22 protein-coding genes and 1 pseudogene are annotated in these 24,103 nt (G+C 68.2%); 12 read left to right on the plus strand and 11 right to left on the minus strand.

Annotation, left to right across the window (positions count from 1 at the left end; genetic code table 11):
- The first annotated feature begins 37 nt into the window (after positions 1-37).
- Together EDD27_RS38165 and EDD27_RS57185 are read left to right on the plus strand one after the other, a co-directional pair.
- The gene (locus EDD27_RS38165; RefSeq protein WP_127936708.1) at positions 38-964 is read left to right on the plus strand and encodes a PrsW family intramembrane metalloprotease; all 927 of its coding nucleotides are present in this window, start codon (positions 38-40) and stop codon (positions 962-964) included.
- Positions 961-2,130 (plus strand): annotated as a pseudogene (locus EDD27_RS57185) (BTAD domain-containing putative transcriptional regulator); the annotation flags it as partial. The gene EDD27_RS38165 and the pseudogene EDD27_RS57185, both read left to right, overlap by 4 nt.
- Before the next feature lie 2,028 nt (positions 2,131-4,158).
- Here the strand turns inward: EDD27_RS57185 and EDD27_RS38175 are convergent.
- The 6 genes from EDD27_RS38175 to EDD27_RS58025 all read right to left on the minus strand — a co-directional run bounded on the left by EDD27_RS38175 (position 4,159) and on the right by EDD27_RS58025 (position 7,944).
- A complete protein-coding gene (locus tag EDD27_RS38175) occupies positions 4,159-4,995 on the minus strand; it encodes an ABC transporter permease (protein WP_127936709.1) in 837 nt (278 codons plus the stop codon).
- Entirely contained in the window at positions 4,992-6,092 is a 1,101-nt protein-coding gene (locus EDD27_RS38180; RefSeq protein WP_241564477.1) for an ATP-binding cassette domain-containing protein, read from the minus strand. Before EDD27_RS38180 ends, EDD27_RS38175 begins: the two co-directional genes overlap by 4 nt.
- 94 nt (positions 6,093-6,186) lie before the next feature.
- Positions 6,187-6,318, minus strand: a complete 132-nt coding sequence (locus tag EDD27_RS58020) for a hypothetical protein (RefSeq protein WP_277750783.1) — start codon at positions 6,316-6,318, stop codon at positions 6,187-6,189.
- The gene (locus tag EDD27_RS38185) at positions 6,315-7,307 is read right to left on the minus strand and encodes a magnesium and cobalt transport protein CorA (RefSeq protein WP_127936710.1); all 993 of its coding nucleotides are present in this window, start codon (positions 7,305-7,307) and stop codon (positions 6,315-6,317) included. Before EDD27_RS38185 ends, EDD27_RS58020 begins: the two co-directional genes overlap by 4 nt.
- A 120-nt stretch (positions 7,308-7,427) precedes the next feature.
- On the minus strand, positions 7,428-7,694 hold the full coding sequence (locus EDD27_RS58980) for an acyl-CoA thioester hydrolase/BAAT C-terminal domain-containing protein (protein WP_127941236.1): 267 nt from the start codon (positions 7,692-7,694) through the stop codon (positions 7,428-7,430).
- Between the two features lie 115 nt (positions 7,695-7,809).
- Positions 7,810-7,944, minus strand: a complete 135-nt coding sequence (locus EDD27_RS58025; protein ID WP_277750784.1) for a hypothetical protein — start codon at positions 7,942-7,944, stop codon at positions 7,810-7,812.
- A 124-nt stretch (positions 7,945-8,068) separates the two neighbouring features.
- Between EDD27_RS58025 and EDD27_RS38195 the strand changes: the two genes are divergently transcribed.
- The 3 genes from EDD27_RS38195 (at position 8,069) to EDD27_RS38205 (ending at position 10,441) form a co-directional block, all read left to right on the plus strand.
- Positions 8,069-8,404, plus strand: a complete 336-nt coding sequence (locus EDD27_RS38195; protein WP_127936711.1) for a YciI family protein — start codon at positions 8,069-8,071, stop codon at positions 8,402-8,404.
- Positions 8,401-9,633, plus strand: coding sequence for an RNA polymerase sigma factor (locus EDD27_RS38200; protein ID WP_127936712.1), 1,233 nt, complete (start codon positions 8,401-8,403; stop codon positions 9,631-9,633). The genes EDD27_RS38195 and EDD27_RS38200 overlap by 4 nt, the downstream gene beginning before the upstream one ends.
- Positions 9,634-9,715: 82 nt before the next feature.
- On the plus strand, positions 9,716-10,441 hold the full coding sequence (locus EDD27_RS38205; RefSeq protein WP_206641835.1) for a DUF899 family protein: 726 nt from the start codon (positions 9,716-9,718) through the stop codon (positions 10,439-10,441).
- 141 nt (positions 10,442-10,582) lie between these two features.
- On the opposite strand, the gene EDD27_RS38210 is transcribed toward EDD27_RS38205, so the two are convergent.
- The 3 genes from EDD27_RS38210 to EDD27_RS38220 form a co-directional block, all read right to left on the minus strand.
- Entirely contained in the window at positions 10,583-12,040 is a 1,458-nt protein-coding gene (locus EDD27_RS38210) for an MDR family MFS transporter (protein WP_241564478.1), read from the minus strand.
- A 352-nt stretch (positions 12,041-12,392) separates the two neighbouring features.
- Positions 12,393-15,845 carry a DNA-directed RNA polymerase subunit beta gene (gene rpoB, locus EDD27_RS38215; RefSeq protein ID WP_127936714.1) on the minus strand — a complete coding sequence of 1,151 codons (3,453 nt, stop codon included), beginning with the start codon at positions 15,843-15,845 and terminating at the stop codon, positions 12,393-12,395.
- A gap of 245 nt (positions 15,846-16,090) precedes the next feature.
- Positions 16,091-17,092 (minus strand): TIGR04222 domain-containing membrane protein, encoded by a 1,002-nt coding sequence (locus EDD27_RS38220; RefSeq protein ID WP_164903980.1) that lies wholly within the window; start codon positions 17,090-17,092, stop codon positions 16,091-16,093.
- A 332-nt stretch (positions 17,093-17,424) separates the two neighbouring features.
- On the opposite strand from EDD27_RS38220, the gene EDD27_RS38225 reads away from it, so the two are divergent.
- A complete protein-coding gene (locus tag EDD27_RS38225; protein ID WP_127936716.1) occupies positions 17,425-18,639 on the plus strand; it encodes a low temperature requirement protein A in 1,215 nt (404 codons plus the stop codon).
- Positions 18,640-18,670: 31 nt separating this feature from the next.
- Here the strand turns inward: EDD27_RS38225 and EDD27_RS38230 are convergent, their stop codons facing one another.
- A complete protein-coding gene (locus tag EDD27_RS38230) occupies positions 18,671-19,576 on the minus strand; it encodes an RNA polymerase sigma-70 factor (protein WP_338324683.1) in 906 nt (301 codons plus the stop codon).
- Between the two features lie 380 nt (positions 19,577-19,956).
- Here EDD27_RS38230 and EDD27_RS38235 point away from each other — a divergent pair, with 380 nt between their 5' ends.
- The 6 genes from EDD27_RS38235 (at position 19,957) to EDD27_RS38260 (ending at position 23,558) form a co-directional block, all read left to right on the plus strand.
- Positions 19,957-20,712 (plus strand): SDR family oxidoreductase, encoded by a 756-nt coding sequence (locus EDD27_RS38235; RefSeq protein ID WP_127936718.1) that lies wholly within the window; start codon positions 19,957-19,959, stop codon positions 20,710-20,712.
- A gap of 24 nt (positions 20,713-20,736) precedes the next feature.
- Positions 20,737-21,174 carry a cupin domain-containing protein gene (locus tag EDD27_RS38240; protein ID WP_127936719.1) on the plus strand — a complete coding sequence of 146 codons (438 nt, stop codon included), beginning with the start codon at positions 20,737-20,739 and terminating at the stop codon, positions 21,172-21,174.
- A gap of 240 nt (positions 21,175-21,414) precedes the next feature.
- Positions 21,415-21,654, plus strand: a complete 240-nt coding sequence (locus tag EDD27_RS38245; RefSeq protein ID WP_127936720.1) for a hypothetical protein — start codon at positions 21,415-21,417, stop codon at positions 21,652-21,654.
- The gene (locus EDD27_RS58985; RefSeq protein WP_206641837.1) at positions 21,647-21,862 is read left to right on the plus strand and encodes a ferritin-like domain-containing protein; all 216 of its coding nucleotides are present in this window, start codon (positions 21,647-21,649) and stop codon (positions 21,860-21,862) included. Before EDD27_RS38245 ends, EDD27_RS58985 begins: the two co-directional genes overlap by 8 nt.
- A complete protein-coding gene (locus tag EDD27_RS38255) occupies positions 21,859-22,821 on the plus strand; it encodes an alpha/beta hydrolase (RefSeq protein WP_127936721.1) in 963 nt (320 codons plus the stop codon). Before EDD27_RS58985 ends, EDD27_RS38255 begins: the two co-directional genes overlap by 4 nt.
- Before the next feature lie 77 nt (positions 22,822-22,898).
- Positions 22,899-23,558 carry an HAD family hydrolase gene (locus EDD27_RS38260; protein ID WP_127936722.1) on the plus strand — a complete coding sequence of 220 codons (660 nt, stop codon included), beginning with the start codon at positions 22,899-22,901 and terminating at the stop codon, positions 23,556-23,558.
- Here EDD27_RS38260 and EDD27_RS38265 read toward each other — a convergent pair.
- Positions 23,530-24,081, minus strand: a complete 552-nt coding sequence (locus tag EDD27_RS38265) for a hypothetical protein (protein ID WP_127936723.1) — start codon at positions 24,079-24,081, stop codon at positions 23,530-23,532. The genes EDD27_RS38260 and EDD27_RS38265 overlap by 29 nt on opposite strands.
- Positions 24,082-24,103 lie beyond the last annotated feature (22 nt).

The following is a 24,103-nucleotide window of genomic DNA, read 5'->3' on the forward strand; positions in this document are numbered from 1 at the left end:
TGAAAGCCCCGGGGCACCCCCCCGAAAGGAGCACGCCATGAACCTCTTGCCCACCACCTCCACCGAGGTTGCGCCCCACCCCTGGATCAGGCGACCACAGCCCGGCCCCGGCTGGATCCGGATCTTCCTCGGGGGGTTGGTGCTGTGGGTGGCGACCGTGGTGGTCACGTTCGTCACGCAAAACAAGAACCTGGTTCCGACCATCATCCTGGTCGGCAGCTTCCTGGTTCCCGTCACGTTCGTCACCTTCGCCTTCCGGCGCGCCGACGCGGTCGTCACCGCCCAGCGCGTCTTCTCCGCGTTCGTCTACGGCGGCGTGCTGGGCGTGCTGGGCGCCTCGCTCCTGGAGTCGACCCTGCTGACGCACGTGTCGGGCTGGACGTACCTCGTGATCGGGATGATCGAGGAAGGGGTCAAGCTGGCCGCACTATGGCTGATCGCCCGCCGCCTGCCCTTCTACACCGCACGCGACGGCATGGTGCTCGGCGCGGCCGTGGGCTTCGGCTTTGCCGCGTTCGAAAGCGCCGGGTACGCCTTCAACGCGCTGTTCACCTCCAGCGGCCTGTCGCTGCTCAACCTGGTCGAGACCGAGGCGTTGCGCGCGGTGCTCGCCCCGGTCGGGCACGGCCTGTGGACCGCGCTGCTGGGCGGCGCCCTGTTCGCGACCGCTTCGCGCAGCCGCAGCGGGCGGCCCCGGCTGCGGCCTCCAGTCGTCGGCTGGTACGTCGTGGTGGTCCTGCTGCACGCCCTGTGGGATGCCTCGCAGGTCGTGGCGGTGTGGCTGACGCTGTTCCTTACCGGTACGAAGGCCCAGTGGGCGGCGATCACCCGACTGGGCGAGCTGCCCGGCGTCACCCAGCCGCAGGTGCACCTGTTCACAGTGGTGAGCTGGACCCTGCTGGCGCTGGACGGGCTGATCGGTCTTGCCCTGCTCCTGCTGCGGTCGCTCTCGCTCCGCCGATGACGGGCGGGCATGCTGTCCGATCATGCCGTCGGAACCCGCCCCGTAAGCTGGGGTGTGTGGCTCCGGTGCTGATCCTGCTCGACGGCGTCCGCTGGCGAGGCTCGCGCGTGGTCGGCGACCGTGCGCAGACCCTGCTGGCGGTGCTCGCGCTGCACGGACGATCAGGCACCAGTGACCGGCGGTTGATCGAGGAGCTGTGGCGTGACGAACCGCCGGCCAACCCCACGAAGGCGTTGCAAGTGGTGGTCTCCCGGACTCGGGCCGCGACCTGCGCCGACGCCGTGGTGCGGACGGCGCGCGGTTACCGGCTCGGGCTTCCGGACGATCAAGTGGACGCGCTTCTGCTCGGCGATCTGGTGCAACGAGCGCGTAGAGCGCTGGGTGAGGGCGAGGCCGCCGTCGCGCAGCGTCTCGCCGAAGAGGCGATAGACCTTGCGGCGAACGGCCTGGCGACGTCCACCGGCCCCCTTGCCGACCTGATGGCCGTCGCCGCCGGACAGCTGGCCGAGGCGCGCCACGTACTGGCCGTCGCGCGAGGCAGCAGCGGCGACCACACAGGCGCGTTGCCCCTGCTGGAGCAGGCAGTGGCTGTACGACCGTACGATGAAGAACTGCTCGCATGCCTGCTGCGCAGCGAGGCCGCGGTACGCGGGGCGGCCGCGGCGCTGGAACGCTACGAGCGCTATCGCACCGGCTTGGCCGAGCGCCTCGGCACAGATCCCGGGCCCGAGCTCGCCCGCGTCCATGCCGGATTGCTGGCCGCAGATCGGCCGGTCCGCGAGGGCATCCTGTTCGACGGCTCCTCGCTGCTCGGCCGCGACGACGACATCCGCGCGATCCAGGCCTTGTTGCAGAACAACCGGGTGCTCTCCATCATCGGTCCGGGTGGGCTGGGCAAGACGCGGCTGGCCCACGTGGTGGGCAGGAACGCCGCGCAACCCATCGCCCACTTCGTCGAGCTCGTCGGTGTCTCCTCACCCGAGGGCGTGGTCGGCGAGGTCGGCTCGGCGCTCGGGGTTCGCGACTCGGTCAGCGGGCGGCGCGTCCTCACCCCCGAACAACGCGCCGACGTTCGCACCCGGATCGCCCAGCACCTCAACCAGGCGCCGGCACTGCTCATCCTGGACAACTGCGAGCACGTGATCGAGGCCGTCGCCGACCTGGTCGCCTTCCTCACCGCCACCACCCGTGACCTGCGGGTGCTCACCACCTCCCGCGCCCCCTTGTCGATCCCCGCCGAGCGGGTCTACCTTCTGGGCGAGCTGCGGCCCGGCGACGCCGTGGAGCTGTTCCGGCAGCGCGCCGTAGCCGCACGCCCCGATGTGCGGATCGATGAGAAGACGGCCGTCGAGATCGTCACCCGGCTCGACGGGCTGCCGCTCGCGATCGAGCTGGCCGCGGCCAAGGTGCGCGTGATGTCCGTGGAGGAGATCGGGCGGCGCTTGGCGGACCGGTTCGCCCTGCTGCGCGGCGGGAATCGCAGCGCTCCCGACCGGCACCAGACGCTCCTCGCGGTCATCGACTGGTCCTGGAACCTGCTGAACGATCCGGAACAGCGGGCCCTGCGCTGGCTCTCGCTCTTCGGCGACGGCTTCACGCTGGCCGCTGCCGAGCACGTGCTGGGGGCCGACGCTCTGCATGCCGTACAGGCACTGACCGAGCAGTCCCTGCTGACCGTCCGGGAGACCAGGTACGGCCTTCGCTACCGGATGCTGGAGACGGTCAGGGAGTTCGGCCGGATGCGATTGCTGGAGGCCGGCGACGATGAGACAGCGCGGGCGGCGCAACGGGCTTGGGCAACGGATTACGCCCTGGAGAACGGCGCCGTGCTGTTCGGCCCTTCCCAGCTCGCGGCCGTCGACGCGCTGCGGGCCGAGGAGAGCAACCTGGCCGAGCTGCTCCGCCAGGCGCTCGGTGAGCCCCACCCGGCCACGGCGGTCCAACTGCTGGCCGGAGTAGGTGCGCTGTGGACAGTCCGCGGCGACCACCCCAGGATCATCACCCTCAGAGAGGCGATCACGCAGGCGGTCACCGACTGGTATCCGCCGCCAGAGCTTGAAGACGTGACCCGGGTGGCCCTGCTGGTCGCTCTCATGAACATCATGGTCCTCACCGACCATCGCGACGAGGGACTGGCCGCCCTGCTCAGCAGGCTGCCCGTCCGTGACACAACGGACACCCGCATCGCGGCAATGGCTACGGTGATGCTCGCATGCGACCCATCCGAAGGCGCCGATTTCCACCACCGGCTCGAGAAACTCTCCAGGAGCGCCGACCGTGACGTAGCGCTGATGGCGGCGCAGATGAGATCCCACATCCTGGAGAACGCGGGCGACCCGGCAGGGGCAGTCGCGGCAGCCGAGCGAGCTCTGGCACTGATACGCGAGGACGACGGACCGTGGTTCGCGGCGACCTTGCATGCCATACTGGCGCACCTGCTCATGCGGCTCGGCGACCACCGGCGGGCGGTCGGCCACGCGCGCACCGCCCTTCCGGTTCTGAGCCGGTTCGGCGCCACGGACGACGAGACTCAGCTACGGTCAGTGCTGATGGTGGCCGCGCTCGCCGAAGGCGACCTTGCGACCGCGGAAGCCGAGCTCATGGAGATCTCTCGGATGAGCGACAGCGAGGCGGTCCTCGGCGGGCTGGCGATCGTCCCGCTGTGCGCCGCCGAACTCGCCCTCGCCCGCGGCCAGACCGCCGACGCTCTGGCGGAATACCGCTTGGCCGTAGAACGGGCACGTGACATGCGCCTGCCCGGGATGCCGCAGACAGGATTCGAGCCGTGGGTGGTCACCGCCGAGGCACGCGCCCTGACGGCGCACGCCTACCACGCCGGGCCGGCAGACCTCTCGTACGGCGAAGAGTTGTTTCACTCCTGTGCCTCGGTCCGTGCCAACGACGTGCTGTCCGCGGGAAGCCCTTCCCTCGACTACCCGGTGTGGGGGTCGATGCTTTTCGCCTTCGGCGTCTGGGGGCTGTTGCGCGGTGCCATGGCGCCCGGCGACGCGGTCAGGTTGCTGGTGCTGGCCGAGCGGTTCGCCTACAACCACATGCCCAGCATGTCCTTCGAGCGGATCGAACCGTACGCCGAAGAGGCCGCGCCCGGGATGATCGCCGCCGTGCGCGCCCAGTACGGCGATCGGCGTGGCGCGGACCTTCTCGACGAGGCACGCAGGCTCGTCGAGAAGGTGTCAGATGTGCCGCTTGTAGCTGCGCACCGACAGCGGCGCGAAGATCGCGATGACGACCAGGCAGGCCACGAGCGTCCAGGCCACCGCTCCGCTGACGAGACCGCTGTTGGCCAGGTCACGAGCGGCCGTGACCAGGTGTGAGACCGGGTTGATCCGGACGAAGCCGGCAAGCCAGTCCGGCAGGGTCTCGATCGGAACGAAGGCGTTGGACAGGAACGTCAGCGGGAACAGGATCATCATGGAGATGCCCTGCACGGCCTGGGCGCTTCGGGCAATCGTGCCGACCCAGGTGAAGACCCACGCCAGCGACCAGCCGGTGAAAATCGCCAGCAGGATCGCGGCGAGCACACCGTGCGCTCCCCCGCCGGGCCGGTAACCCATCAGCAGACCCATGCCGAAGGTCAGGGTCGCCGCGATCGTGTACCGCAGCAGGTCGGCCACCATCGGACCGGCCAGCGGCGCGACCCGGGCGATCGGCAACGACTTGAACCGGTCGAAAACCCCCTTCTCCATGTCCTCGCGTAGTTGCGTCCCCGTGGCCATGCACGTGGTCAGCACGGTCTGGGCGAGGATGCCCGGAATCATCAGCGGCAGATAGCTCTCCACGTCACCAGCGATGGCGCCGCCGAAGATATAGGCGAACATCGCGGTGAACAGGAGGGGCTGCAGCGCCACGTCGAAGAACTGCTCTGGATTGCGGCGCATCTTCCTGAGAGCCCGCCACGCCATCGTGAGGGTCTGGCTGAACGTCTCCTGCATGGAGACATGCGGCCGGGCGGCCTCCACACGGTCCGCCGCCCGCACGGTCTCGCGGGCAGGTGCGATCGTGGTGCTCATCGGTTCTCCTTCGCGTCGGTCTCGTTGTCGCCGGCTTCGTGGCCGGTGAGGGCAAGAAACACCTCGTCCAGGCTGGGCTTGGCCACGCTCACCGAGGAGATCGAGACCCCGGCGGTCCGCAGCGCGATCAGTACGTCGGCTGCCAGGTCGGCCTGGTCGAGAGCGACGTTGAGCCGGCCCTGCTCCGGGCTGAGAACCGGGTCGGAGCGGAGGACGCGCCGAACGACCTCCACGGCAGCGGGCACCTCGCCCGGTTCGGCGAGCAGCAGTTGAAGGGTGGAGTTGCCGACCGTGGTCTTGAGCTGATCAGGGGTTCCCTCGGCCACCTTGCGGCCGTGGTCGATCACGGCGATCCGATCGGCGAGCTGGTCGGCCTCGTCGAGGTACTGCGTGGTCAGCAGCACCGTGCAGCCGTCGGCGACCAGGTCGCGAATGGTCTCCCACATCTGGCCACGGGTGCGCGGATCAAGACCGGTGGTGGGCTCGTCCAGAAAGATCAGCGGTGGTTTGCTGATCAAGCTGGCGGCCAGGTCGAGGCGCCGCCGCATGCCGCCGGAGAACTGCGCGATCGGTTTGTCCGCGGCCTCTTCCAGGCCGAACCGGCCGAGCAACTCGGTGGCGATCCGCCGGGCGCGCGCAGAGGCGACCCCTTGCAGCCGGCCGAAGAGCCAGAGGTTTTCGCGCGCGGTCAGGTTCTCATCGACCGACGCGTACTGTCCGGTGACGCCGACCAGCTGCCGGATCACGTGCGGATTGCCGGCCACGTCGACACCGAAGATCTCGGCACGACCGGCGTCGATCTTCAGCAGGGTGGCCAGCATGCGGAGCGTGGTGGTCTTGCCGGCACCGTTCGGCCCGAGAACGCCGAAGATCTCACCAGGGCGCACAGCCAGGTCGATCCCGTCGACGGCACGCTGATCGCCAAACGACTTCACCAACGCCTCAGCACGGACTGCGAGGTCGGCTCGCCCGGAGAGTGCGAGCCGGCCCCCGGCGCTGTCATGTTCTGTGATGCTCATGGCTTCACATTCGGCGGCCGAGGTTTCACGATGCCCTCGACCTGGTTTCACGACTTCGGCATCGGTTTCACCGCTCACCGAAAGGCTCGCCCACCTCGACCAGGCCGAGACCTACGCCGACCAGGTGGTCGTTATGCGGGACGGGCCGGCATTCGCGTCGGCGGCCGGATCTTCATGGCGCGGGGCCGGCGCCGCGGGGATCGAGCAGGATGATGACGGTCAGCACGGCGATCCAGGCCACGACTGCGGCCAGCAGAAGCCTGTTCAGGGACGGCCGGCGGCGGGAGGACTTCGGAGTCTTCACAGCCACCCGCTCTTGCGCAGCAGCCGGTGCACGATGATCACGGCGATGACCATGACGGTCAGGCTTAAGGGATAGCCGAGCAGCCAGTGCAGTTCGGGCATGTAGTCGAAGTTCATGCCGTAGATCCCGGCGATCATGGTGGGTACGGCGATGAGGGCGGCCCACGAGGAAATCTTGCGCATGTCGGCGTTCTGCTGCATGGCCGCAGCGCTCTGCTCGCGGCCCACCAGGGCCAGGTGCGCGCTCAAGGCGCTGGTCAGCAGCTCGTTGTGCTCGTCAACCTGGGCGTCGACCCGAAGCAGGTGGTCCAGCACGTCGCGGAACTGGTCACGAGCGACCGTGCACAACTCCACCCGGCCCTTGACGATCTCCTCCAGGACCGGCACCAGAGGATCTTGGGCGGCGCGGAACTCCAGCACCTCCCGCTTGAGGGAGTAGATGTCTTCGGTGACATCGGCGTACTCCCCGCTGAACACGCGCCGCTCCAACGCGATGAGGTCGTGCTCGACCTCATGGGAGATGCGGGAGTAGGTGTCGACGACCTGATCACAGATCGCGTACAGCACCCCGGCGGGTCCGGCCGCCAGCAGGTCGGGGTCGGATTCGATGCGCCGGCGCACTCCGGCCAGCGGGTTGCCCTGGCCGTGGCGGACGCTGATGACGAAGTCGCCGCCCAGGAACAGGTTGATCTCGCCGACCTCGATGTCGGAGGTCTCGTCCACGTACAGCAGCGTCTTGAGCACCACGAACAAGGTGTCGTCGTAGCGTTCGAGCTTGGGCCGCTGGTGGGCGTGGATGGCGTCCTCGACCGCCAGGGGGTGCAGCTTCACCTCGCTGGTGATCAGGTCGAACTCCTCCTGGGTGGGCTCGTGCAGGCCGATCCACAGGAAACAGTCGCCTCTGGCGCGGGCTGCGTTGAAGGCGTCGCTGATGTCGCCGGTGATGGTCTCACGTACGCCGTTGCAGTAGACCGCCTTGTCCACAATCACATCAGGCATTGTGACGGATCCGGCGAGTCTGCTGATTTCCTCCGGCCGGCCCTCACGCCATACTCACTGCCGCAGCGGCGTTGGGCACCCGGGCGCTGCCGGTCTGCTTTGGGAAGCCCGTCATGAACTCAGCATGGCGAGGTTGTGCGGCCAGGCCGCCGCTCCCAAGGCCGCATCAGCCGCAGAAGACCCTCCGTACAGGTACGACGGCGACGGCTGCGCAGGAAGCTCACCCGGGAAGCGAGGCCGATGTCCCGCTGAAGGATGACTGACAATGCGGACCTCGCGACGTTTCGCAAGTGCCTCGGCGAACGCCAATGACGGCCACATCTGATCGTCCGCACCCGCGACCAGCAGGACGTCAGCGCGGGCCCGCTCCAGCGGGATCGCCGCTTCAGGTGGAGCGGCAGCGAGACCGCGCTCGTAGAAGGCACGGAAGGACGTGGGCGGTCCGTGATCGGGCCATTCCGCCGGATATGAGGTGAAGGGAAGTGCCTTGCCGTCATCGGATGGACAGTGCGGTCACGCCGTGTTGCGCCAGCAGGTCGCAGCGCTCCGCATCGATCCGACCGCTGGACCCGGTCAGCACCAGAACCCCGACCTCAGCCCCCGGAGAGACCGCCATGTATGTCTCCACCACAGGGACTATGGCCTGTGCCTCAGCTCGCCCCTCAAGGGCCTCGGGAGTTGGGCATCGAGCGCGACTGAGGTGACTCCGCAGCTCTCCCGGCTGACAATGCTGGTCAGGCAGAATCGAGCGCATGAAGTACGTGCTGCTGATCTGTGACGACGAGACGGTCTCGCCGAGCAACGAGGAGCTTGAGGCGGATCCGGTGCACCAGGCGTGGGTGGCGGATGTGAACCGGCGGGGCGGCATGCTCGTCGGCGCACGGTTGCGTCCCGTGGTGGACGCGACCACGGTCCGGGTCCGTGACGGTGAGACCTTGGTCTCGGACGGACCGTTCGCGGAGACCAAGGACTTCGTCGGTGGCCTCGTGATCCTCGAGTGCGCGGACCTGGACGAGGCGATCGCGATCGCCTCGGGTCATCCGTACGCACGCTGGGGCGGCGTCGAGATCCGCCCCGTCTGGGAATGACCTCGCCGAACGACAGCGCAGACGATCGGGTCCGGGCGGCCGTCGATGCGGCGTTCCGGGACGAGTGGGGTCAGGTGGTCGCGACCCTGATCGGGCTGACGGGCGACTGGGACCTGGCCGAGGACTGCGCGCAGGACGCGTTCGCCGCCGCACTGGTCACCTGGCCGCGGGACGGTGTGCCGCGCCGCCCGGGCGCCTGGCTCACCACCACCGCCCGCAACCGCGCGATCGACCGGCTGCGCCGCGACGCCGCCGGTGCGGCCAAGCTGCGCCGGCTCGCCGTGCCGGCCGACGACCCGGACGAGTCGCCGGTGGAGGAGATCCCGGACGAGCGGCTGCGGCTGATCTTCACCTGCTGCCATCCGGCGCTGCCGTTCGCGGCCCGGGTCGCGCTCACCCTGCGTACGCTGGCCGGCCTGACCACCGCCGAGATCGCCCGGGCCTTCCTGACCGCCGAGCCCGCGATGGCCCAGCGCCTGGTCCGCGCCAAGCGCAAGATCGCCGAGGCCGGCATCCCGTACCGCGTACCGTCTGCCGAGCTCCTCCCGCAGCGGCTGGCCGGCGTCCTCGCGGTGCTCTACCTGATCTTCAATGAGGGCTACGACGAGCAGGACGCACGCCGGGCGCTGACGGCGGAGGCCATTCGCCTGGCCCGTGTCCTGGTCCGGCTGATGCCGCACGAACCCGAGCCACGCGGACTGCTCGCACTGATGTTGCTGCATGAGGCCCGGCGTCCGACGCGTACCGACCACGGCGTGCTGGTCACCCTGGAGCACCAGGACCGATCCCGATGGAACCAGGCGCTGATCACCGAGGGGGTGGCACTGCTCGACCAGGCGCTGGTCATGCGGCGTACCGGGCCTTATCAGGTGCAGGCCGCGATCGCCGCCTGCCACGCCACGGCGCCGGACGCGGCGGGCACGGACTGGCCGCAGATCGCGAGCCTGTACGCCGAGTTGGCCCGGCTGGCGCCGTCCCCGGTCGTGGACCTCAACCGCGCCGTGGCGGTCGCGATGGCCGACGGCATCCCGGCCGGTCTGGCCATGGTCGACCGGCTGACGGCGTCCGGCCGGCTCGCCGGCTACTACCTGCTCCCCGCGACCCGGGCCGATCTGCTGCGCCGCGCCGGTCGTACAGGGGAAGCCAAGGCGGCGTACGAGGAAGCCCTGAAGCTGGCACCGACCGAGACCGAGCGCCGCTACCTGACCAGCCGGCTCGAAGAACTTTGAGAATTTTCTTCAGCCGATGTCGATGTGGTCCGGCCGCCTTCGTCGGTGGAGCGAAAGTCCACCGGAGTCGAAGGGAAAGATCGTGAACATCGACACCACCGCGCAAGCCCCCAAGATCGCAGACCGGGCCGGTTACCAGGCCGAACTGGACGCACTGCGGATCCGGGAGAAGGCGCACACCCACGAAGGCGACGCGATCGCGGCCGCACGCCGTCGGCTGCCGATGGTGGAGGTCGACGCCGCCGCCAAGCTGATCGGCCCGACCGGTCCGGTCACGCTGCTCGAGGTGTTCGAGGGCCGCCGGCAGCTGATCGCGTACTTCCACATGTGGCACACCGGCCACCCGGCCGCTGAGCAGTGCGCGGGTTGCACGTTCTTCAACAGCCAGGTCCGGGAGCTGTCCTACCTGCACGCGCGCGGCGTCACCTACGCGACGTTGTGCCAGGGCCCGTACGAGGAGAGCGTCCGCTACCGCGACTTCATGGGCTGGGACGTGCCGTGGTACTCCGCGGCAGAGTCCATCGACGCGCTGATGGCGGGGCGCGGCCCGTTCATGCTGGCGTGCTACCTGCGGCAGGGCGACCGGGTCTTCGAGACCTACTGGACCACCGGCCGCGGCGTCGAGGTGATGGACCAGACCTACGGCCTGCTGGACAGGACCGTGTACGGGCGGCAAGAGCCGTGGGAGGACTCGCCCGACGGCTGGCCGCAGATCACTGGCGACTACTCCCGCACCAACGGACGTCCCACCGCCCAGTGGTCCCGCCTGGAAGCCGGACGCTCCGACGACCTCACCGGCGGACACTGACAGAAGGGGCACACCGACCATCAGTACGGAGGGCTGGCCACCGTCCGGCGGCCAGCCCTTTTCGAATGCTCAGTCCCGGCTCAGCTTGACGCTGCGAGGCGCGTCGAGGACCGTTCCCCGCGTGCGCTGGGAGCACGCGAGCTACGCCGTGGCTTCCTCGAGCTCGGCGGCGTTGTCCGCCCGGGCCGGCAGGAGCAGGGCGGTGACGACCACAGCCACGGACAGCACCGCGCCGATGATGAAGGCCAGCCGCATGCCGTCGAGGTTGGCGACCACCTCGGTGACTCCTGCGGATCTCAGGGCATCGGCTCGCGCGCCCATCACGGTGATCACGAGCGCGGTGCCGAAGGCCGCGGCGACCTGCTGCAGCGTGCTCAGGATCGAGCTGCCGTGGGAGTAGAGGTGCGGAGGAACCGCTCCGAGCCCGAGAGTGAACACCGGGGTGAAGGTCGCGGCCAGACTCACCATCAGCAGCGCGTGCAGGCCGAGAAGCTGCCAGTAGGGCATGGTCATCGTGACCTGGGTGAAGCCGACGAGCGCGAGCATGATCCCGATCGCGCCGGGGATCACCAGAACGCGGCCGCCGAACTTGTCGAACAGTCGGCCGACGGTCGGACCCAGCAGTCCCATCGCGAGGCCGCCCGGCATCACGAGGAGTCCGGTCTCCAGGGCGCTGAGCCCACGGACGTTCTGCAGGTACAGCGGCAGCATGATCATCGAGCCGAGCATCGCCATGAAGGCCACCGACATCAGGATCAGCGCGACCGTGTAGGTGCGGTGGAGCAGGGTGCGCAGGTCCATCAGCGGCACATCGCGCTTCTGCAACGACAGCTGGCGGACCACGAAGACGGCGATAGCGATCAGGCCCGCCACCACGATTCCCGAGGCAACGCCGACGTCCCGGCCCTCGAACTGGCTGAGCCCGTAGACCAGGCCGCCGAAACCGGCTGCGGCGGTTGCCACGCTGAACCAGTCGATGGTGCTGAACTGGGGCTCTCCGACGTTCTTGAGCTGCTTCAGGCCGCGCCAGGCGATCAGGGCGGCGATGGGGAACACCACGGCGAACAGCAGCCGCCAGGACCCGAACTGGAGGATCACCCCTGAGACGGCCGGGCCCATTGCGGGCGCGACCGAGATGGCCAGCGTGACGTTGCCCATCACCCGGCCCCGGTCGGACTCGGGCACCACCTGCATCAGCGTGGTCATCAGCAGCGGCATCATCACGGCCGTCCCGGACGCCTGGATGATGCGGGCGCCCAGCAGTATCTCGAACGACGGCGCGATGGCGGCCAACGCCGTGCCGAGCAGGAAAAGGATCATCGCGGTGGTGTATGCGCTGCGGGTGGACACGCGCTGGAGGAACCACCCGGTGATGGGGATGACCGCGGCCATGGTCAGCATGAAGGCGGTCGAGAGCCACTGGGCGGTCTGCTCGGTGATGTGCAGCGCGTCCATCAACCTCGGGATCGCATTGATCATGATCGTCTCATTGAGGATGACCACGAATGTGGCGAGCACGAGCAGCCGGATCACGGCCGGGGTGCGACCTGGAACGGCCGCCTCGGACTTGGCGGGTGAGTCAAGCTGTGGGCTGGGCACGGCACCTCGATCGGGATTGTCATGTACAACGTGGTCATGGCTGGCATCCCAGCCGTCGGTCTCGCAAGTAGTCCTCGTCATGCACATACTGACTGTCAGCACCGACAGAACTCATCGACCGAGCCCAGCATTCCGGCAAGCGATGCGACATGTCACCCGGTTTTCGCCGACGGCCGACGACCTCCAGGTCATGCGAAGGAGCACCCGTATCGCTACCTGGCCTGCGTGAACACCGGCCACACGTGGACGTCGCCACGCCGTCCCAGCCGGTCGTGTACCGGCGGGACGGCCTGTTCCTGGCGGAGGTGCCCCGGATGGCTATCGTGACCGTCGCGCAGAAGGCCTGACGCGCTCAGACCTCTTCCACGCTGCTCGGCTCACGCCGGGACAGATCGATACCGAGCTCCTCCGCGGCGCGGAAGACGTCCTCGTCGGTGTCGCGCATCTCGATGGACATGCCGTCGCTGGAGAGCACCTCGACGTTCAGGCACAGCGACTGCATTTCCTTGATGAGCACCTTGAAGGACTCCGGAATGCCGGGCTCGGGGATGTTCTCGCCCTTGACGATGGCCTCGTAGACCTTCACGCGGCCGAGGACGTCGTCGGACTTGATGGTCAGCAGCTCCTGCAGGGCGTAGGCGGCGCCGTACCCCTCCAGCGCCCACACCTCCATCTCACCGAAGCGCTGCCCACCGAACTGGGCCTTACCACCGAGCGGCTGCTGGGTGATCATGGAGTAGGGGCCGGTCGACCGAGCGTGAATCTTGTCGTCGACCAGGTGGAGCAGCTTGAGGATGTAGATGTAGCCCACCGCGATGGGATAGGGGAACGGCTCACCACTGCGACCGTCGAACAGCCGGGCCTTCCCGCTGCGCTGCACCAGCCGATCCCCGTCACGGTTCGGGACGGTGCTGTCGAGCAGCCCGATGATCTCCTCTTCGGTGGCGCCGTCGAAGACGGGCGTGGCTATGTTGGTGCGCGGCTCGATCCTCTCGAAGCCCTTCTCGCGCAGCCGGTCGGCCCAGGCCTCCTGGATGCCGGAGATGTCCCAGCCTCTGGCGGCGATCCAGCCGAGGTGGGTCTCCAGCACCTGGCCGACGTTCATCCGGCCGGGCACGCCCAGCGGGTTGAGGATGATGTCGACCGGGGTGCCGTCCTCCAGGAACGGCATGTCCTCGACCGGCAGGATCTTGGAGATGACACCCTTGTTGCCGTGCCGGCCGGCCAGCTTGTCACCATCGGTGATCTTACGCTTCTGCGCCACATAGACGCGGACCAGCTCGTTGACGCCCGGAGGAAGCTCATCGCCCTCCTCACGGGAGAACACCCGCACCCCGATGACCTTGCCCTGCTCGCCGTGCGGCACCTTCAGCGAGGTGTCACGGACCTCACGGGCCTTCTCACCGAAGATCGCACGCAGCAGCCGCTCCTCCGGCGTCAGCTCGGTCTCACCCTTCGGGGTGACCTTGCCGACCAGGATGTCACCGGGCACGACCTCGGCGCCGATGCGGATGATGCCCCGCTCGTCCAGGTCGGCCAGCACCTCCTCGGAGACGTTCGGGATGTCCCGGGTGATCTCCTCCGGGCCCAGCTTGGTGTCCCGGGCGTCGACCTCGTGCTCCTCGATGTGGATCGAGGACAGCACGTCGTCCTGCACCAGCCGCTGCGACAGGATGATCGCGTCTTCGTAGTTGTGGCCCTCCCACGGCATGAACGCCACCAGAAGGTTCTTGCCCAGCGCCATCTCACCCTTGTCGGTGCACGGGCCGTCGGCGATGACCTGGTTGACCTCCACCCGGTCGCCCTCGGCCACGATGGGCTTCTGGTTGAAGCTCGTGCCCTGGTTCGAGTGCTTGAACTTCGCCAGCCGATATGTCGTGCTCGTGCCGTCGTCGTTCGAGATCGTGATGTAGTCGGCGGAGACCTCTTCCACCACGCCCGCCTTCTCGGCGCTGACCATGTCGCCCGTGTCGGTCGCGGCACGGTATTCCATGCCGGTGCCGATCAGCGGCGCCTCGCTCCTGAGCAGGGGCACCGACTGGCGCATCATGTTCGCGCCCATGAGTGCCCGGTTGGCGTCGTCGTGCTCCAGGAAGGGGATCATCGCGGTCGCCGCCGACACCATCTGGCGCGGCGACACGTCCATGTAGTGCACTTCGTTCGAGCGGACGTACTCGAACTCGCCGCCCTTCGTGCGGACCAACACCCGCTGCTCGGCGAACCCGCCGTCCGCCGACAGCGGGGAGTTCGCCTGGGCGATCACGTACAGATCCTCCTCGTCGGCGGTCAGGTAGTCGATCTGTTCGGTCACCTTGCCGTCGACGACCTTGCGGTACGGCGTCTCGAGGAACCCGAAAGCGTTGAGCCGGGCGAAACAGGCGAGGTAGCCGATGAGGCCGATGTTCGGACCCTCGGGGGTCTCGATCGGGCACATCCGGCCATAGTGGGACGGGTGCACGTCACGCATCTCCACGCCCGCCCGCTCCCGCGACAGACCGCCCGGCCCCACCGCGGACAGACGCCGCCGGTGCGTCAGACCGGACAGCGGGTTGGTCTGGTCCATGAACTGCGACAGCTGCGAAGTGCCGAAGAACTCCTTCATGGACGCCACGACCGGGCGGATGTTGATCAGGGTCTGCGGCGTGATCGCCTCGACGTCCTGCGTGGTCATCCGCTCACGCACGACCCGCTCCATACGGGCCAGGCCCAGGCGGACCTGGTTCTGGATCAGCTCGCCGACGCTGCGTACCCGCCGGTTGCCGAAGTGGTCGATGTCGTCGACCTCCAGGGGCAGGCCCGCCGACTCCTCACCGGCGTGCAGCCGCACCAGATATTCGACTATCGCGACGATGTCGTCTTCGGTCAGCGTGCCCTGGGTGATCTCCGCGTCGACACCCAGCTTCTTGTTGATCTTGTAGCGGCCCACCTTGGCCAGGTCATACCGCTTGGGATTGAAGTAGAGATTCTCCAGCAAGGTCTGCGCCGACTCCTTGGTCGGCGGCTCACCCGGCCGCAGCTTGCGATAAATGTCCAGCAGCGCGTCATCCTGGCCGGCCGTGTGGTCCTTCTCCAGGGTGGCCCGCATCGACTCGTACTGGCCGAAACGCTCGAGAATCTGATCGCTGGTCCAGCCCAGTGCCTTAAGAAGCACGGTGACGGCCTGCTTGCGCTTACGGTCGATGCGCACACCGACGCTGTCGCGCTTGTCGATCTCGAACTCCAGCCACGCACCGCGCGACGGGATGACCTTGCAGCCGTACAGATCCTTGTCCGACGTCTTGTCGACATTACGTTCGAAATAGACGCCAGGCGAACGGACCAGCTGCGAGACCACGACACGCTCGGTGCCGTTGATGATGAACGTGCCCTTCGGCGTCATGAGCGGGAAATCCCCCATGAACACCGTCTGGCTCTTGATCTCACCAGTGGTGTTATTGATGAACTCCGCCGTCACGAACATCGGGGCGGAGAAGGTCATGTCCTTGTCTTTGCACTCGTCTACGGAGTACTTCGGCGGCTCGAAGCGGTGGTCGCGGAACGACAAGGACATGGTCCCCGAGAAGTCCTCGATCGGACTGATCTCTTCGAAGATCTCTTCGAGGCCCGACTGGGTCGGGACGTCCTTGCGCCCGGCCTGACGAGCCGCCTCTACCCGGGCCTTCCACTTCTCGTTTCCGAGCAGCCAATCGAAAGACTCGGTCTGCAGAGCGAGAAGGTCAGGAACTTCGAGAGGCTCCTGGATGCGCGCAAATGACACGCGACGGGGACCAGCGGGTACGGCGGAGGCGTTGCGCGAGGCTGCCAACAGATGTCCTTCCGAGGGCTCGCGGCGGACTGACTACACGCACGCCAGACAACCTCGCAACGTGAGCAAGCATCGCGGGTCGCAAAAGGCAGCGTGGAAGCACGAGCGTACTCGTTCCGACTGAATTTGTCCACGCTTACGCAGACCCATCTCCCCGGGTCGCATTTTCATGATGACGTACGCCGCCCCGTTTGTCAATCCCCAAACGCCGCCCGCGTGTCCTCCGATCTCCGGTTCGCGAAGGATCAGAAGGAGCCGCCGCCGCTCGAGCAGCTCGATCCGCCACCGCTGGAGCAGCTGGACGCGCTGCTCGAGCAGCTGTATCCGCCATCGTGGGCGGAGCCGGACGATGATCCCGAGCCGGATGCCCGGTCTCCGTCGGAGTCCGACAGCAGTGAGAGGCGTGGATCTCCGCCCCCGCGCAGGCCGTTCACCGCCACCGCGAAGGCCGTGGCGGCCGCGACGAGCTTGGAGGGTCCCTTGGGGGGAGTGCCGTGCTGCCGCTGGGCCGAGGACAGCAGGTGGCGGCCCTGTTCCGTGAGCAGGACGAAGGGCAGGCTCCGCACTTCCTGCTGATAAGTGGGGTGATTGAGCCATCCGATGGCACCTGCGGCAGCGGCGATCACTATGGCGCCGATCGTACGCACCTCGAAGGCCGCGACCCCGGCGACGACCAGCGCCAGGGTCACCACGCAACCCGCGATCGCCGCGATCGAGAAGATCCGGATGCGGTCCAGCGTGCGCCGGATGTGGGGCTGTGCGCCCTCGGGGATCAGCAGGCCCTGACGCGCCAGTTCGGCGCGGACGCGGGCCGCTTCCGGGCCTGCGGCAACGAGCCGGACCAAATCGTCGGCTGAGCAGCTCCCGGCGCGATCGAGCACTTCCATGACGGCCCGCTCGACCGGTTCGATGATCAGGCCGCCGGAAGGCTCAATGATCGGGCCGCCGGCCGGCTCGGCGATCGGAGCAGCGGGCAGATCGGCGTCGGCCACCGCGGTGACTCTGCCTGTGTTGCTGATCCGTATCCTGCCGGCCTGCAGCAGCACGGCCAGGGCCGTGTGGACCGTCCGGCGCGCACCGCCGGCCAGATAGGCGAGCTCGTACGGCCCGATCTCGCCGATCTCATCGTCACCCACCTCGTGGGGCAGCTCGGCGAGCCAGCGGTGTTCTTCGCTGAAGGACCGGATCGTCATCCACACGAGCCAGGCCAGGACGACGGACAGCACCAGCAGCAGCGTTTCGGCCATGCGCACCCCCATCGAAAGCCCCCGATGTCCAGTGGACGATCGGCGGCACGGGGTGAGTTCCGCACCGCTCCGGGCACCCGCCCGAGGGCTACGCGCCGGGGATCGGTCCGCGACCCGACCGTACCCTGATCTTGGCGAGCGTGCGCGACTGGGCCGGATGTCGGCGATCAGCACTCGCGGCGTTGTGTCGGCTGATTTGGGTTTCTTGGGCCCTCGTTGTCACAGGTCGGCCCTCAGTCCTGTCCTGTCCTTCGAAAAGAACGACTCACGGAGCGACAGGAGCGGGACCCTTGCCGACAGCCAGCAGCATCAGAATGCAGATCCGAGTCCGGATGAGCGCGCGTGCCATCGACGAGCCGCACCGCGTTGCGAGCCAGCTGGAGCTGCTGTTCGACCTCACCTTCGTGGTCGCGGTCGCGGCCGTCACCGCCGAGTTCGCGCACGGCATCGCCGACGGTCACGGCCTCGCCGGGCTCGTGCCGTTCCTGGAGGTGTTCTTCGCGATCTGGTGGGCGTGGATGAACTTCACCTGGTTCGCCTCCTCCTACGACACCGACGATGTCCCCTACCGGCTGCTGACCATGGTGCAGATGGGCGGCGTATTGGTGCTCGCCGTCGGTGTGCCCGCGGCGGCCGGCCACGCTGATTTCGGCGTCGTCACGCTGGGCTACCTCATCATGAGGATCGGGCTCGTCGGCCAATGGCTGCGGGCGGGGCTCGAAGATCGGACGCGTCGTCGCACCGCGCTGCGTTACGCCGCCGGCATCAGCATCGCGCAGGTGGCATGGGTGCTGAGACTCTTCCTCGTAGAGACGGGGATCCTGCCCTCATCCTCCGCGCTGCCGTTCTTCGCCTGCCTGGTCGTCCTGGAACTCGCGGTACCACGGTGGGCGGAGCGGGCCAGGCCCACCACGTGGCACCCGCACCACATCGCCGAGCGCTACGGACTGTTCACGATCATCCTGCTCGGCGAGAGCGTCCTCGCCGTGAGCAGAGGGGTCGAGGGAGCGCTCGAAGCAGGGGAGGTCAGCAGTCCCTTCGTCGTCATCGCCGTCTCCGGTCTCGTGCTGCTGTTCGCCCACTGGTGGCTGTACTTCCTCGTACAGGCAGGCGAAGGTCTCAGCGACCGCCGGCACCGGTCCTACCTGTGGGGGTACGGCCATTACGGCATCTTCGCGGCCCTCGCGGCGCTCGGCGCCGGGCTCGAAGTCGCGGTCGAGCAGAGTGGGCACGAGGTGGAGGCGTCACCGCCGGCACTCGGCTACGCCGTCGCGATCCCGGTCGGCTTGTATCTCACCCTGCTGTGGGCGGTGCACACGCTCGTCGTCGCAGACCGCGTCATCCATCCCGGCGCGGTTCTGGCCGGCGTCACCGGCATCTTGTTGCTGCCGCTCGCGTCGCCCTGGATCGGGGTGGCCGGGGTGGTCGCATCGATCGCAGCCATCTGCGTCCTGCTGGTCGCCGCGACGATCGCGACCAATGCCGGTGGGGCCCGCGCCGGAATACGCGGTCATGACGCGGCATCCGAAAGCTCCGGCGAGTCGTAAGGACGAGACCGAGCATCAGCCCTGCGGCCCGTCAGACGGACACAGCGGTGAGCTTGGCCGGGTTCAGCATCCACAACACCTGGTCGATGCCCTGCTCCGAGGCGTTGACCGTGATGACCGCGAACACCTCTCCGTCGCGGCTCAGCAGGGCGGAGGGCTGACCGTTCGTGCTCGCCCACGCCACCTCGACCCCGGTCCAGAAACTGCCCGAGAACGCCCTGATGACCTTCGCCAGCCGCGACGCCCCCACCACGGGGATGCGGGAGGCGCCGCGCACGCGGCCGCCGCCGTCGGAGTAGCTGATCACGTCCTCGGCGAAGAGCTCTTCCAGGGCTTTCAGGTCGCCGGAGCGGGCGGCGGTGATGAAGGCCGCCAGCAGCCTGCGTTGTTCCGATCTGCTCACGGGTGCACGACGCTCGACGAGCACGCGCTTGCGGGCCCTGCTGACCAGCTGGCGTACGGCCGCCTCGTTGAGCTGGATGATGTCGGCGATCTGCCGGTAGGGGTATTCGAACGCCTCCCGCAACACGTACGCCGCCCGTTCTGTGGGCGAAAGCCTCTCCAGCAGAAGCAGGACCGCGAACTCCAGAGCCTCACCCCGCTCCGCGCCGAGGTGCGGATCCGCGCTGGTGTCGACGGGTTCGGGCAGCCATGGGCCGACGTAGGTCTCACGGCGGGCGCGCGCGGACTGAGCGGCGTTGATGGCCAGACGCGTGATCGTCGTCGCGAGGAACGCGGCCGGGTTGTCCACCGTGGTGCGGTCATAGCCCTGCCAGCGCAGCCAGACGTCCTGCACCAGATCCTCGGCCTCGGTGGCGCTGCCCAGCATCCGGTACGCGATCCCGAACAGGCGAGGCCGCATCCCGGCGAAAACCTCCGCGGCCTGCTCGAGACCTCCCGGACCGCCCGATTCGGCATCCGCCACCGCCATCGCCATTGGCCCCCTGTCCCCGCTGCCCCTCGATGATCCCACCGGCCGGACCTCCTCCTGGACCGGCCCCTGCCGCCTACCCCTTGAGCAGCCAGAACAGGCCGGCGGCAGGTCACAATCCCGGGAGATCTCCACAGGAGTGCCGGTTCTCCCGCGGTGGCGGGCACCGGGGCGGTACGGGGCCAAGAGATGACGTCATTGCCGAGTATCCGCAGGTGAGTCCTTTGCTCGCAGGCGTGCGCGAGCAGAGACAAGCCGGGGGAGGAAAGGCCGAAGAGAGGCTCACAGAAAAGATTTCGCTGAGGCTGTCACAGGCCGAGAGGCTGCCCTGTCTTAGCTGGCGACCGGTTGGCCACCAAGAGCCCCGGCGGACAGGAGGTTATGTCATGAAGATCGTGGTAATCGGCGGGACCGGCCTGATCGGGTCGAAACTCGTGACGAAGCTCGGAGAGCACGGTCACGAGGCGGTGGCGGCGTCACCCAACACCGGAGTCAACACGCTCACCGGTGAAGGGCTGGCCGAAGTGCTGGCCGGTGCGTCCACGGTGATCGACGTGTCGAACTCCCCGTCGTTCGAGCGGGCCGCGGTAATGGAGTTCTTCACGACCTCCACCCGTAATCTGCTCGCGGCAGAGTCGGCGGCGGGCGTCGGCCACCATGTCGCGCTGTCCGTGGTGGGCACCGAGCGGTTGCCGGAGAACGACTACTTCGCGGCCAAGATCGCTCAGGAACAGCTGATCGAGAAGTCGTCCATCCCGTTCTCGCTCGTGCACGCGACGCAGTTCTTCGAGTTCATCCGCGGCATCGCGGACCAGTCCACGGTCGACGGCAAGGTGCACATCGCGCCCGTGCTCTTCCAGCCCATGGCGGGTGACGACGTGGCTCAGGCGGTCGGCCGGGTCGCGGTGGGGTCGCCGCTGAACGGCAGGGTCGAGGTGGGCGGGCCGGAGCAGTTCAGGATGGACGAGTTCTTCCGTGAGGCCCTGGCCGCCTGGGGGGACCCGCGCGAGGTGGTCACCGACCCGCAGGCGCGCTACTTCGGCAGCGTGCCGAGCGAGCGCACGCTGGTGCCCGGTGACGGCGCCACCCTCGGGCAGATCCGCTACCGCGACTGGCTCAGCCAGAACGCCGCCGGAAAGTAACGCACTCTCACGAAAGGCAGTGCCATGCCCGATATCGACCCGGCGGCCACGGGGGCCAAGCCGAGATCAACCGCCTGGCAGACGGCGCTCACCATGCTGCAGGAGGCCGAGCCGCCGTTCATCCCCGAGGGGGCGCACGCGATGACCGTCGTCATCGAGTACCCGCCCGGCGACCCCGGCACGCCGCCGCACCGGCACTCCGGTCCCGCCTTCGGCTACGTCGTGGAAGGCGAGATGCTGCTGGAGATCGAGGGCCAGCCGGAGCGGGTCGTACGCGCCGGGGAGGCGTTCTGGGAGCCGGGCGGCGACGTCATCCACTACCAGGACGGCAACAACCGCGACGACATCCCGCTCCGCTTCACCGTCACGATGCTGTGCGAACCGGGCAAGCCGATGCTCACCCTGGTGGAGGAGGAAGAGCTCGCCCAGCGCAAGGACCGCCGCGCCCCGCGCGCGTCCTGAGCGCGGACGGCCCCTTACGGGGACGGCGACGACGGCCATTGGCCGAGCTCGGGGAGCGGCACGCCATACCCGCCGCCTGTCGCGGCAGTGCGAGTCCGGCCGCACTGGCCTGGCTGGCCGAGGCGTGCGAGCTGTCACCTGGAATCAGGCTGCTGGACGTGGGCAGATCCGCCTGCGGGCGATCCACGCGGTCAGCCGGCGGCCCGCCGGACATCCGCCCAAGACACGCATGGAGGAAAGATGAGCACTCCCACCGGCGACAACGACTCCTTGTACGAACTCCAGATCGAGGTCGAGGCGGAAATCACCTTGGCCGAGTCGAGCCACCCCGAGGAGGCCGCCGACCTGCCGATCACCGACTGGTTGTTCGATCCGACGGACGTCGAACGCGAGGAGATCGGCCTGCGCGGTCTGCTCGACGCCGTCGAGGCGCTGGAGGGCGACTCCCGTCCCGACGAACCTCGCACGGGAAATGCCTGAAACGCCGGCCCGGACCCCACCTCGCGCCCATGGAATTCGCCTGTCTCCAGAGCCGAAGCGAGCCAGATGCAGCCGCCACATCCCCGGCCCCCTGCCCCACGGCGACCGCTCCCTGGAGCTGTCGCTCGTTCCCTTCGGCCCGGAAGCACTCGAGACGTTCCTCCGTATCGAACGGCCGGAAACCACGAACAAAGGAAGCACATCATGAGCAGACACGTCCTGGAGCCGGCGGCACAGGAGTTCGCCGACGCGACGTCCAAGCCACCGCTCCTGTACGAGCTGGGCGTCGACGGCGCCCGCAAGCTGCTGGACGACGTCCAGACCGCCCCCGATCGCCTGCCCGAGGTGGACGAGAAGTGGATCACAGTCCCGGCCGAGGTCGGCGACGTGCGGGTGCGCATCGTCAAGCCCGCAGGGGCGGCCGGGACGCTGCCCGTCGTCCTGTACGTCCACGGGGGCGGGTGGGTCCTCGGCAACGCCGGCACCCATGACCGCCTCGTCCGCGAGCTGGCCGTCGGCGCGGGCGCGGCGCTGGTCTTCGTGGAGTACGACCGCTCGCCCGAGGCCCGCTACCCGGTGGCGATCGAGCAGGCGTACGCCACCGCGCAGTGGATCACCAAGCACGGCGCCGAGGAGAGCCTGGACGCCTCCCGCCTCGCGGTGGCCGGCGACTCGGTCGGCGGCAACATGACCGCCGCGCTGACCATCATGGCCAAACGGCGCGGCGACGTGACCTTCGTGCACCAGTCGCTGTACTACCCGGTCACCGACGCCGCCCAGGACACCGACAGCTACCGCGAGTTCGCCAACGGCCCGCATCTGACCGCCAACGCCATGGCCTGGTTCTGGGACGCCTACACCACCGACCCCGCCCAGCGCGCGGAGATCACCGCCTCACCGCTGCGCGCCACCCTCGACGACCTGGCCGGGCTACCGCCGGCCCTCGTCATCGTCGACGAGAACGACGTGCTGCGCGACGAGGGCGAGGCCTACGCCCGCAAGCTCACCGCGGCCGGCGTCCCGACCACCAGCGTGCGCTACAACGGCACCCTGCACGACTTCATGATGCTCAACCCCGTCCGCGACACCCAAGCCTCCCGCGCCGCCACCGCCCAGGCCATCGAGGTACTCAAAACCGCCCTCAACACCGGAAAGGCCAACTCATGAGCGAGCAGCCCGTCCCTCAGCCGCCGGGGTGATCGCGGGCCGGCCCGGTCGGCTGGCGCATCTTTATGGTGGAGACCGTGCAGCCCCTCGCTCTCTTCGACCTTGACAGAACGCTCGTTGACCTCGATGCCGCCTTCCTGCGATGGGCCACGGAGTTCGCCGAGCAGCGGCGGTTGGGACCTGAGGAAGTGGCCTGGCTCGCCGCCCTGGATCGTCACGTGCACCCGCGCCGAGACCTCTTCTTCGCCGAGGTGCGTGCGCGCTACTCGCTGGCCGAGTCGGTGGAAGAGCTCTTGGCCGCCTGTCGGAGACGTATGCCGGATCTCGTGGAGTGCTACCCAGGTGTGCTGGCCGGCCTGGCACAGCTGAGGGCGCGGGGGTGGCGGGTGGGCATCGTCACGAACGGCGCACTCGGCAACCAACTCGGGAAGCTGCAGCGAACCGGTCTGGCCAACGTGATCGACGGTTATGCCGTGTCCGGGGCTGAAGGGGTCAGCAAGCCCGAGCTCGGCCTGTTCCAGATAGCCGCTCAGCGATGTGGCGCCACTCTGAACGGTGGCGGCTGGATGGTCGGTGACAATCTCATCGCCGATATCCAAGGAGCCCGTACGGCAGGCTTACGAACCATTTGGATCGACCGGGGAACGTGGCCCGGCGATGAACACCATGCCGATTATGTGGTCACCGACGCTGTCGAGGCGATCGCCATCATCGCCAGAAGAACACGAGCGCGGTGAGAGCGACGCTCAGTGCCACGAAAGCCGGTGTTCTGGGCCGGCGAGCGGCCTCCCGGCGCGAAGAGATCACCAGCGTGGCGGCCAGGGCCAGGGCGGTCAGCACGTGCAGGCCGTACCACAGGACGATGGGGATCTTGCCCAGGACGGTGCCGGACAGCAGGTCGTCGGCGGAGCCGTAGCCGGCGAGTGCGCCGAGCAGGGCCAAGCCCAGGCCGAGCAGGGCGGGTACGTACCGGAAATGGCCGAGCATGGCCCAGATGAGGGTGCCCACCGCAAGCAGGACCGAGGAGCTGTGGTGGAGTTGCCGGATGAACAGGCCGCCGCTCACGTCGAAGCTGATCCCCAGGACGGATTGGTAGGCGGCGCTCATCGGCACCCCCCGCAACGGCTCGTAGCTGCCGGTGTATGGCACCATCTGGCCGTCGGGCGTGTAGAAAAAGGCCAGGAATATGCCCGTGAGCAGGACAACTACTACGTAATAGTACAGAAGCATCTCGCCGACCAGCTGCCTCGCCCGCTCCATGCGGCATATTCCACCACAAAAC

It is taken from the genome of Nonomuraea polychroma (assembly GCF_004011505.1).
Classification (GTDB): Bacteria; Actinomycetota; Actinomycetes; order Streptosporangiales; family Streptosporangiaceae; genus Nonomuraea; species Nonomuraea polychroma.

What these genes read in the sequence shown, in the direction of transcription:
- EDD27_RS38165 (WP_127936708.1), top strand. Translation starts at nt 38, where the DNA reads ATGAACCTCTTGCCCACCACCTCCACCGAGGTTGCGCCCCACCCCTGG.
- EDD27_RS38175 (WP_127936709.1), bottom strand. Translation starts at nt 4,995, where the DNA reads ATGAGCACCACGATCGCACCTGCCCGCGAGACCGTGCGGGCGGCGGAC.
- EDD27_RS38195 (WP_127936711.1), top strand. Translation starts at nt 8,069, where the DNA reads ATGAAGTACGTGCTGCTGATCTGTGACGACGAGACGGTCTCGCCGAGC.
- EDD27_RS38200 (WP_127936712.1), top strand. Translation starts at nt 8,401, where the DNA reads ATGACCTCGCCGAACGACAGCGCAGACGATCGGGTCCGGGCGGCCGTC.
- EDD27_RS38220 (WP_164903980.1), bottom strand. Translation starts at nt 17,092, where the DNA reads ATGGCCGAAACGCTGCTGCTGGTGCTGTCCGTCGTCCTGGCCTGGCTC.
- EDD27_RS38225 (WP_127936716.1), top strand. Translation starts at nt 17,425, where the DNA reads ATGAGCGCGCGTGCCATCGACGAGCCGCACCGCGTTGCGAGCCAGCTG.
- EDD27_RS38230 (WP_338324683.1), bottom strand. Translation starts at nt 19,576, where the DNA reads ATGGCGATGGCGGTGGCGGATGCCGAATCGGGCGGTCCGGGAGGTCTC.
- EDD27_RS38235 (WP_127936718.1), top strand. Translation starts at nt 19,957, where the DNA reads ATGAAGATCGTGGTAATCGGCGGGACCGGCCTGATCGGGTCGAAACTC.
- EDD27_RS38240 (WP_127936719.1), top strand. Translation starts at nt 20,737, where the DNA reads ATGCCCGATATCGACCCGGCGGCCACGGGGGCCAAGCCGAGATCAACC.
- EDD27_RS38245 (WP_127936720.1), top strand. Translation starts at nt 21,415, where the DNA reads ATGAGCACTCCCACCGGCGACAACGACTCCTTGTACGAACTCCAGATC.
- EDD27_RS58985 (WP_206641837.1), top strand. Translation starts at nt 21,647, where the DNA reads ATGCCTGAAACGCCGGCCCGGACCCCACCTCGCGCCCATGGAATTCGC.
- EDD27_RS38255 (WP_127936721.1), top strand. Translation starts at nt 21,859, where the DNA reads ATGAGCAGACACGTCCTGGAGCCGGCGGCACAGGAGTTCGCCGACGCG.
- EDD27_RS38265 (WP_127936723.1), bottom strand. Translation starts at nt 24,081, where the DNA reads ATGGAGCGGGCGAGGCAGCTGGTCGGCGAGATGCTTCTGTACTATTAC.